Source organism: Mycobacterium sp. (assembly GCF_049278535.1).
GTDB lineage: Bacteria > Actinomycetota > Actinomycetes > Mycobacteriales > Mycobacteriaceae > Mycobacterium.
Genome location: NZ_JBAPMI010000048.1, coordinates 1 through 9321, shown reverse-complemented (window position 1 = coordinate 9321; position 9321 = coordinate 1). Strand labels below are relative to the sequence as shown.

The window sequence follows — 9321 nt, the reverse complement described above, 5'->3', positions numbered from 1 at the left end:
CGCTCGTCCTCCCTGTCGTCGCCAAACCAAGACCAGGCTCGGTCTAGGTTGGTGCCTGCCGACCTACCCTAAATCAGCCGGCGGCAATCCCACCTGCCGGTGAACAGAAAGGCAGCTTCGTGACCGACACCGCACGCCTCGCGCCGGGCGACAAAGCACCCCCCTTCACCCTGCCCGACGCCGACGGCAACAAGGTCGCCCTCTCCGACTACAAGGGCCGTCGCGTCATCGTTTACTTCTACCCGGCAGCATCGACGCCCGGCTGCACCAAACAGGCCTGCGACTTCCGTGACAGCCTGGGCGAGCTCAACGGGGCCGGCCTTGACGTCATCGGCATCTCCCCCGACAAGCCGGAGAAGCTGGCCAAGTTTCGCGATGCCGAGAGCCTGACGTTCCCGCTGCTGTCCGACCCCGACCGCAAGGTGCTGGCGGCCTGGGGTGCGTTCGGAGAGAAGAAGATGTACGGCAAGACCGTCACCGGCGTGATCCGTTCGACGTTCGTCGTCGACGAGATGGGCAAGATCGCCGTCGCGCAGTACAACGTCAAGGCTGCACATACGACAACAAAGATCCGGCAGGTCCTGGAACGCACGGCAGCCACTGAGTGAGATTCCCGCACTGACCATTTGCTGACTCCATCCCGTGGAACTCCTCAAGGTCGCTGATCGCCTGACAACATGAGACAGCAGCGTTGGACCGAGCGATCCGCCTAACTCATAGAGCTCCACGTTCAAACCCCATCGCGGAGGTTTGGGTGCGCGTACGGTCCGCTGCATGCCCCTGCGTTACGTCGATCCGCACAAGAAGCACGGCAGCTGGTACAAGGCCTTCGAAAGCTTCATTCGCTCGCGGGCGGGAGAATTCTCGACGCGCCGCCTTTTCTCTCGCATCGACCCCTGGCTATATCGCGCAACCGGCGGCCGCTATCCAGCCGTGCTTGGCGGACTTACTACCGCGCCGCTGATGACCACCGGCGCTAAGTCGGATCAGCCGCGACAGACTCAAACCAACTACTTCCACGATGGCAGCGACGTCATCGTGATTGCCTCCAACTTTGGGGGACCGAAACACCCGCAATGGTATTTCAATCTCAAAGCGCACCCCGAATGTGAACTCGGAGACGAGAAATTCTCGGCAACCGAGGTAGCCGACCCCGACGACTACAAATACCTGTATGAACTAGCCACTCAGGTCTACGTAGGTTGGGAAGACTATCGCCTAAAGACAGATCCCATCGGCCGCCGTATCCCCGTCTTTCGCCTCACGCCCCGCTAGCCCCGAAGCGAAGTACAACGTGAAAGCCACTGGGCACGTAGCGAAACTGCGCCGCGACCTATCGGTCTGATGTACTACGCACGCAGATCATCGAGCGCTCGCAGGTGATCTGCCTGATCAGCAAACTGCCCTCGCCGCAGCGCGGAGACCAAGTGGGGCAAGTAGAACCCCCCGGCGTCAACTGCTAGCGATATAGCCGGTGGTTCTCGCCGATAGTCTGCAGGCTTACTGCCGCAATCACATCGGTCGCAGCCAGTTGCGGCAAGCTAGCTGTAAAACCGGCAGCGTTCGACAAGGATCTTCGCCAGCCGTTCTGGTTCGCCGACCATGAGCATGTGGCAGGTATCGATCGCGATGAGCTTCTGCACGCCACCAAGGGCCTCAATGTATTTGCGCTGCATCTTGGGCGAGAGCGCACGATCCCGGTTGGTCAGAATCCAGGTCCGCGGAACATCGATGGGCATTTCTTCCCGCGACACCTTCTCGCCAAGGATGCGGGCGGATTCCGGGTATAACCTGCCGACCATGAATTTGCGCTGTTCTCGTGGCACCCCGTTGAGGTATGCGAACCTGATTCCCAGGGAAGGTGTCTGGCTCAGCCCGCCTCTTTTCGCGTTGCGCCGAGCGGTTGGGGCGAACGGCCCAGTCAGTGTGTCCACAAGTGAATTGCCATCGGGCGGGACGAACGCTGCGGCGAAGACCATTTCGCGTACTTTTGACGATCCGAGTTTGGCGACTACGCCCGGGGTTGTCAGTCCGGCCATCGAATGACCGACCAGAACGATGTTGTCTAGCCCCGCGCGCTCGATATCGTCGACGACCGATTCAACGAAGTCGGCGATAGTTACCGTGGACAGATCGCCGGGCTTGCTGCGCCGACCCGGCAGGTCGACCGCGAGCACGGTTAACTCCGGTGCCAACCTGTGGATCTCGGTGACGGTCAACTCCCACGAATCGGCGGCACATCCGCCCCCGTGCACCAGGACCAAAGCGGGCAGTGCCATTGAGGGCCCCTCCTCTGGCGTCGTGCGCGCCGACCGCATCTTAGAGCTGGCAAAGCGCCCTCACATCCGGAATTCGCTGCGCTGGCCTACCCGGGACGGATGGGCTCAGCCGCGCGACTCCTTCTGATACTCGGCGACTGCTTTCGACAACTCCTGACGCAGGACCACCTCCGGCTTGGCCCCCTGGGGGCGTGACTTGAGCAACGGGGTCAGTCGTTTCGCCAGTTGGGATGGCAGGGCAGCGAGAATCGCCTCGACCGGCTGACGCGGCGGTACCCGAATAATCTTGCCGCCCAAATTAACCCATCCGCCCGCGTCGTTGATGACGCCGACCAGAATCTGCGCGACGAGTGTCTCGGACCAGTCTGGACGACCGACCGGCGGCGCTGCCACGGCGATCACCGTCACCGTGTTGGCGGAGTTGTTGGTGACGTACAGGGTGCTGCCGTCGCGGCTGATCGCGATTGCGGTCGGATACTCGCCGGCCGCAGTGGTGGCGGCGATCGCGTTGGTAGCGGCGTCGATGATCGTCACGGTGGCGGGGGCGGCGCCGCTTACGACGTACACATGGGCGCCGTTTGGGCTGACCACCGGCGCAATGGCGTCGCCGCTCACCGCGACGGTGGCGATCACCGAATTGTTAGCGGCCTTGATCACCGACAACGTGTTGTGGCCATCGTTGGCGACGTAGACGTGGGCGCCGTCGGGGCTCACCGCCACCCCAAACGGGTTGCCGGTTGCGATCGTGGCGGTGACGTGATGGGTGGCGGTGTTGATCACCGACAGGGTGTCGCTACCGGAGTTGGCGACGTAAAGGCGGCTTCCGTCGGGGCTGAGCGCCAAGTAGTACGGATGATCCCCGACTTTGATCGTGGCGGTGACGTCATTGGTGGCGGTGTCGACCACAGCCGCCGCTTTGCGGCCCGCTACTGCGACATAGAGGTGGCTGCCATCGGGGCTGAACACCAATTGGCTGGGGTCGCCCTCCACGCCGACGCCACCGGTCAACTGGTGGGTTGCGGTGTCAATCACCAACAGCGAACTGACATCGCTGAGATAGAGGTCCTTGCCGTCGAGGCTGACCGCAGCGCCGTACAGGCCGGCTGCGCGACACGGGATGGTGGCGGTGACCTGGTTGGCGGTTGTGTCGATCACCGACACTGTCCGGTCGCCGAGATTGGTGACGTAGAGGCGCTTTCCGTCGGGGCTGACCGCCATTGCGGACGGGTTCGCACCCACGGGGATGGTCGCCGTGATGGCGGGGAAAGGTCCCGTCACGTTCGGGCAACCCCGGTGCGGGGAGACATGCCGCAAACTTTAATGCGGTAGCTGGGCGAATGTCGGGCGCTTGGGCATTCCCGATCAACCCAGGTTGGCCAGCAGCAGCGCCTCGGCGGTCGCGGCCTTTTCCAGCACCCCCAGATGCAGGCTCTCGTTGACACTGTGGGCCTGCGTGGACGGATCCTCCACGCCGGTAACCAGGATCGCCGCCCTCGGGAACGCGGCGGCGAACTCGGCGATGAACGGTATCGACCCGCCCATGCCCATTTCGACCGGCTCGGTCCCCCAGGCCTGCCGGAACGCCGCCCGGGCCGCGTCGTACACCGGGCCGGAGACCTCGATGGCGTACGGCTGACCGATGTCACCGGGCGTCACCGTCACGTGTGCACCCCACGGCGCGTGCTGTTCCAGATGGCCGCGCAGCGCCTCCAGGTGCGCGGCGGCGTCACCGCCTGGGGCGACCCGCATACTCACTTTCGCCCGGGCGCGTGGGATCAGCGTGTTCGACGATGCCGCAATGGATGTGGTGTCGATGCCGATGACCGTGATCGACGGCTTGGCCCACATCCGCTGCGGCACTGAGCCGGAACCGATTTCGGCGACGCCGTCCAGCAGTCCTGAGTCAGCTCGCACGCGCTGGTCGGGGTAATCCACTGCCGCGGCGGTGCTTTCGTGCAAACCGGCCACCGCGACGTTGCCGTCGTCGTCGTGCAGGCTGGCCAGCAGCCGCACCAGCACCGACAGCGCGTCCGGGACCACACCACCCCACAACCCGGAGTGCAGGCCGTGATCGAGGGTGGCGACCTCGACCACGCAGTCGGCCAGACCGCGCAGCGACACCGTCAGCGCCGGGATGTCGGTGCTCCAGTTGTCGGAATCGGCAATCACGATCACGTCTGCGGCCAGCGCGTCACGATGGGCGGCCAGCAGACGGCCCAGCGACGGTGAACCGGACTCTTCCTCGCCTTCGACGAACACCGTGACCCCGACTGGCGGATTTCCGCCGTGCGCCCGAAACGCCGCCAAATGCGTTGCGATACCAGCCTTGTCGTCGGCGCTGCCGCGCCCGTAGAGCCGACCGTCGCGTTCGGTCGGCTCAAACGGCGGCGACGTCCACTGCGTGGGATCGCCCTCGGGCTGCACATCGTGGTGGGCGTAGAGCAACACGGTCGGCGCGCCGGGCGGCGCAGCATGCCGCGCGATAACCGCGGGCGCACCACCCTCGCTGACGATCTGCACGTCGCCAAAACCAGCCTGCGCCAACAGATCTGCGGTAGCTTGGGCGCTGCGGTGCACCTGGTCACGCCGGGCTGGGTCGGCCCACACCGACTCGATGCGGACCAGATTCTCCAAATCGTCGCGCACCGATGGCAGCACCTGGCGCACGCGTTCGACCAGATCGCTCATGGGCTCGAGGCTAGTCGGCCTCCAGGATGGCCACCGCAGCCGCGGTGTCGGCTTCGTGCGTCAACGACACGTGGATCGTCACATCCTTCAGATGCTTGGCGATGTCCCCGGTCAACCGAACGCGCGGCCGGCCCCACATGTCGGTGACCACTTCGATGTCGCGGTGGATGTCCTCGCGCAACACCGGCCTCTGCGAGAACCGCGACCCGGACCAGGCCTTGATCACCGCTTCCTTGGCCGCCCACCGTGCCGCCAGGTGGCGGGCCGCCGACGAACTCTTGTCCGAGGCGTCACGCCGCTCACCGGGCGTGAAGGTCTCGGCGAAGACTGTTCCGGGCTGGTCGACCTGCTCGGCGAACTCAGTAATGGAGACAAGGTCTATCCCCACTCCGACGATGCTCATCGTTGAGAACCTATCGGATGCTCACTGGCCGTAGACGTCGTCGTCGCCCAATCGCGCGTTCGAGTCGAGCAACATCGCCGCTTCCTGAAGCTTCTCGGACACCTCGTGGTCGAACCGACGGTCGGCGGGCCGCTCGTAAAGCGGGGTGCCGCCGGCGATCGCAGACGCCAGTCGGCGCTGACCGGCCAGCAGACGAGCGTCTGCCCTACGCAGGTAATCCGCGCGCTGATCGGCGTCCAGCGTGGCCATGAAGGCCTGCGGGTGCACCAGTGCGACCAGGCCGGACACGTGGCCGAACCCGAGGCTGGTCACCAGCCCGGCCTTCAGCGGGAATTTCTCGCCGAGCCGCAGCGTGTCACGTACCCAGACGAAGTGCGCGGAGTCCGCGAGTTCGTCGTCGACGCAATCCAGGCTGCGGTTGGGCGGGATCACCCCGTCGCGCAGGATCTGGCACAACCCCATCATCTGGAAGACCGCCGCGCCGCCTTTGGCGTGCCCGGTGAGGCTCTTTTGCGACACGATGAACAGCGGCGCCCCAACGGAACGGCCCATCGAATCGGCCAGCCGCTCATGCAGTTCGGTCTCGTTGGGATCGTTGGCCAACGTCGAGGTGTCGTGCTTGGAGATCACCGCGATGTCGTCGGCGCCGACACCCAGCTTGGCCAGCGATCGGGCCAGCTGCGAATCCTTGCCGCCACGTCCGGCACCCAACGCCCCCAGGCCCGGGGCCGGGATCGAGGTGTGTACGCCGTCGGCGAACGACTGGGCGTAGCCCACCACAGCCAGCACCGGCAGACCCATCTTGAGAGCCAGGTCACCCCGGGCCAGCAGGATGGTGCCACCGCCCTGGGCTTCCAGGAACCCGAGCCGGCGGCGGTCGTTGGGCCGGGAGAACTTCGAGTCGCTGATACCTCTGCCGCGCATCATGCTGGTGTCGGCGGTGGCGGCCATGTCGCCGAAGCCGATGATGGCTTCCAGCGTCAGGTCGTCGAACCCACCGGCCACCACCAGTTCGGCCTTGCCGAGGCGGATCTTGTCCATGCCCTCTTCGACCGAGACCGCCGCGGTGGCGCACGCGCCGACCGGGTGGATCATCGCGCCGTAGCTGCCCACGTAGGACTGAATCACATGTGCCGCAACGACGTTCGGCAGAACTTCCTGCAAGATGTCATTCGGCTTGTTCCGGCCGAGCAGGTTGCCGTGATACATCGTCTGCATCGATGTCATGCCGCCCATGCCGGTGCCCTGGGTGCTGCCCACCAGGCCTGGGTGCACCCATCGCATCAGCTCGGTCGGGGTGAAGCCCGACGACAGGAACGCGTCGACGGTCGCGACGATGTTCCACAGCGCCACCCGGTCGATCGAGCTGGCCATGTCTTGGCTGATGCCGAACACCGTCGGGTCGAACCCGGTCGGGATCTGCGCGCCGACGGTTCGCGACAGCTTGGTCTTGCGCGGAACCCGAATCTCGGTGCCCGCCTTGCGGGTAACCTGCCAGTCGCTGGAGCCCGGGACCGGCTGGACCACCGTGTGCTCGGCGTCGAACTGGGCGAACCCGCGGGCGTCGGCCTCCGAGGAGACGACGAACGTGAAGTCCTTGTCGAGGAAGACGCTCACCATCAGCGGCGACGCATGATCGGGGTCGATCGCTCCGTCGTCGACGAACTCGCGAATGCCGACGCGCTCGACCACGACGTCGTGATAGCGCTCGACCAACTCGGCCTCGTCGATCAGGTCGCCGGATTCGGTGTCATACCAGCCCGGTGTCGGATCGTCTTCCCACTTGATCAGCCCTGTGGTCCAAGCCAACTCGAGCACGCCGGCGGCCGACAGTTCATTGTCGACCTCCATCTCGAAGCGAGTCCGCGACGAGCCGTACGGCCCGAGCTCGGCGCCGCCGACGATCACCACCAACTCGGACGGGTCGACGTCGAGGTCGTCCCACACCGGCGGCGGGGCCGGGGTGAAGCCGCGTGGCGGCGACGGCAACGCGGGGATGGTGCCCTCGTCGGCGGCCTCGCCGTCGACGGCCGCTTCGGTGGTCATCTCCTCGCGCGCCTTGGCGGCCAGCTCGGCCATGTCCAGCTTGACGTCGCCGAGCCCGCCGGTGAAGTCCACCTTGATCGGCGAGGTGGCCGCGGCCGCCCTCGACTCGATGTTGCACAGCCCGAGCAGCATCGAGGCCATCTCGTCGGTGGAATACGTTGTCACACCGGCTTCTTCGACGGCGCTGACGATCGCGTCGTTGTGCCCCATCAGCCCGGTGCCGCGGGTCCAACCGATCAGCGCGTGCGCCAGGCTGACTCGCTGAGCCCACGACGACTCGGCGCCCCAGCGGGTCACCACCGCGTCCAGCGCCGACTTGGCTTCACCGTAAGCGCCGTCGCCGCCGAACATGCCGCGGTTGGGCGAGCCCGGCAGCACCACATGCAGCCGCGAGGCGATGTCCCGCTCGGCGCCGATTCGGGATAGGCCGCCGATCAGCCTCTGCACGGCCCACAGCAGCACCTTCATTTCCATCTCCGAGCGCGAACCCGCCTCGGACAGGTCGCCGACCACCCGCGGCGCCGCGAACGGGAACAGCAGCGTCGGGGTCTGCGCGTCCTTGATGTGAATCGACTGCGGCCCAAGGCTTTCGGACTGCTCGTGGCCGATCCACTCGGCTAGCGCATCGATGTCGGAGTAGGACGCCATGTTGGCGGCCACCACCCACAGGGATGCGCCGAATCGAGCGTGGTCACGGTACAGATTCCGGTAGAAGGCCAGCCGCTCCTCATCGAGTTTCGACGTCGTCGCGATGACGGTGGCACCGCCGTCGAGGAGCTTTCCGGCCACCGACGCGGCAATCGAGCCCTTCGACGCACCGGTCACCACCGCGACCTCATCGCTGTACCGACCGGCGTCCGGGTTCTCCGCGCCGGCAGCGATCCGGCCGTACAGCGACGCGTGGATTTGACGGCCGGCGGCCAGCGCCCTGCCCTGCCACCAGGTCGCCTGAGTCGCCACCACATGGCCGGCGCCCTCGAACCGCTCCGACAGTCGCGCCCAGTCGGCGTTGGCTTCGTCTTCGTCGATCAGCCACAGCTTGACCAGATCTTCACGGGCACTGGCCCAACGGTCGTCGAACACCACGGCCTTCTTGCCGTCGAATACCGGCGCAACCAAGCGCGGCCAGTCCGCCCCGAGTTCGGTTGTGACCAAGTCGATCAGCTCGGCATCGGTCGCGGCAGGCGGCACACTGACCGGGTCGTCGAGTCCGAGCTGACCCAGCACCAGTCGGGCCGCCGACGCCAGCACGCCGTCGCGGCCGGTGATCTGTTCCCTGAACTCGCCCAGCGCGGCCGCGTCGACGGTCGCACCGCCGCCACCGCCGCTTGACGGCAAAGCCACCGCGATCCCGCGGCGTGCGGCCACGGCCGTCACCGCGGCGTCGATGACGCTGTCGACGGCGGCGGCGTTAGCCAGCGCACCCTCGTGCAGGTTGCCCATTGCCCCACCGCGAACGCTGGTGCCCTCGCGGGTGCCCAACGCGACCTCGACCGTGACGTGCTTGACCCAGCCTTGGCCGAGTTCCCAGGTCTTGGTCACCCGCTCGGCGATCGCCGCGGGCCGCTTACCGGACGGACCCAGGATGGTCCGCAGCTGATCGTTGATCGCGTCGGAAAGCACTGGCCCGTAAGGCTTGTAGGTACGGGCCAGCTTGGTGACCTGCGCCCGCAGCCCGGCCAGGTCGGCCTCGGCAGCGCCGTCGATGGCCCCCAGGTTCAGCTCGGAACCAAGGTCGACCAGCAACTGGTTACGTCGCGACGAGGCGCCGTCGGTGATGGACTCGATGGAGTCCAGCTCCTCGATCTGGTCGATGCGCATCTTGGCCGACAACGCGATCAACGCCAGCGTGGCGTCGGCGGCGTCGAACCCGATGTCGTCGGGCCGTGGTGCGCCGGACGGAGC

7 protein-coding genes are annotated in these 9321 nt (G+C 66.1%); 2 read left to right on the top strand and 5 right to left on the bottom strand.

The annotated features are described in order from the left end of the window. Positions 1–119 precede the first annotated feature (119 nt). Both bcp and WAO18_RS02840 read left to right on the top strand, forming a co-directional pair. Entirely contained in the window at positions 120–608 is a 489-nt protein-coding gene (gene bcp, locus WAO18_RS02845) for a thioredoxin-dependent thiol peroxidase (RefSeq protein WP_422203719.1), read from the top strand. A gap of 166 nt (positions 609–774) precedes the next feature. Then, positions 775–1275: a nitroreductase/quinone reductase family protein gene (locus WAO18_RS02840; RefSeq protein ID WP_422203717.1), complete on the top strand. Its 501-nt coding sequence runs from the start codon at positions 775–777 to the stop codon at positions 1273–1275. A gap of 266 nt (positions 1276–1541) precedes the next feature. On the opposite strand, the gene WAO18_RS02835 is transcribed toward WAO18_RS02840, so the two are convergent. The 5 genes from WAO18_RS02835 to WAO18_RS02815 all read right to left on the bottom strand — a co-directional run. Beyond that, positions 1542–2279: an alpha/beta fold hydrolase gene (locus WAO18_RS02835; RefSeq protein WP_422203716.1), complete on the bottom strand. Its 738-nt coding sequence runs from the start codon at positions 2277–2279 to the stop codon at positions 1542–1544. A gap of 105 nt (positions 2280–2384) precedes the next feature. Continuing rightward, positions 2385–3557 carry a beta-propeller fold lactonase family protein gene (locus WAO18_RS02830; protein ID WP_422203714.1) on the bottom strand — a complete coding sequence of 391 codons (1173 nt, stop codon included), beginning with the start codon at positions 3555–3557 and terminating at the stop codon, positions 2385–2387. An 84-nt stretch (positions 3558–3641) separates the two neighbouring features. Beyond that, complete coding sequence (locus WAO18_RS02825; RefSeq protein ID WP_422203712.1) at positions 3642–4967, bottom strand: dipeptidase; 1326 nt, start codon at positions 4965–4967, stop codon at positions 3642–3644. 10 nt (positions 4968–4977) lie between these two features. Further along, positions 4978–5370: a holo-ACP synthase gene (locus WAO18_RS02820; protein WP_422203710.1), complete on the bottom strand. Its 393-nt coding sequence runs from the start codon at positions 5368–5370 to the stop codon at positions 4978–4980. A 21-nt stretch (positions 5371–5391) separates the two neighbouring features. After that, positions 5392–9321: beta-ketoacyl synthase N-terminal-like domain-containing protein (locus WAO18_RS02815; RefSeq protein ID WP_422203709.1), on the bottom strand; the 3930-nt coding region annotated here is incomplete at its 5' end.

What these genes read in the sequence shown, in the direction of transcription:
- WAO18_RS02825 (WP_422203712.1), bottom strand. Translation starts at nt 4,967, where the DNA reads ATGAGCGATCTGGTCGAACGCGTGCGCCAGGTGCTGCCATCGGTGCGC.
- WAO18_RS02820 (WP_422203710.1), bottom strand. Translation starts at nt 5,370, where the DNA reads ATGAGCATCGTCGGAGTGGGGATAGACCTTGTCTCCATTACTGAGTTC.
- WAO18_RS02840 (WP_422203717.1), top strand. Translation starts at nt 775, where the DNA reads ATGCCCCTGCGTTACGTCGATCCGCACAAGAAGCACGGCAGCTGGTAC.
- WAO18_RS02835 (WP_422203716.1), bottom strand. Translation starts at nt 2,279, where the DNA reads ATGGCACTGCCCGCTTTGGTCCTGGTGCACGGGGGCGGATGTGCCGCC.